The sequence below is a fragment of the Falsihalocynthiibacter sp. S25ZX9 genome, from assembly GCF_041205405.1.
Lineage (GTDB): Bacteria > Pseudomonadota > Alphaproteobacteria > Rhodobacterales > Rhodobacteraceae > Falsihalocynthiibacter > Falsihalocynthiibacter arcticus.
In genome coordinates, this window is sequence record NZ_JBGFCD010000366.1 from 1 (window position 1) to 277 (window position 277).

At 53.8% G+C, this 277-nt stretch carries 1 pseudogene; it reads left to right on the forward strand.

Features of this window, described 5'->3' with window-relative positions:
• Positions 1 to 43: 43 nt before the first annotated feature.
• Positions 44 to 277 (forward strand): annotated as a pseudogene (locus AB9F29_RS22600) (DeoR family transcriptional regulator); the annotation flags it as partial.

The following is a 277-nucleotide window of genomic DNA, read 5'->3' on the forward strand; positions in this document are numbered from 1 at the left end:
GTTGATTGTTAGGATTCTATTACGCGACGTCAGGGAGAAAGCCATGGTCTCAAACTTTAGACAGAAAGATATCCTCTAACTTGCGCGCAAAGAGGGCAAAGTCACCGTGGATGGCCTTGCCGAACTCTACGATGTCACGGTGCAAACTATCCGGCGCGACCTCTCTGATTTGGCCGATCGCGGCCGTCTTCAACTGGTGCATGGCGGCGCGGTGGTGTCGTCTGGCGTTGTGAACATTCAATACGAGGAACGTCGCCGCCTGAACGATACTGGCAAG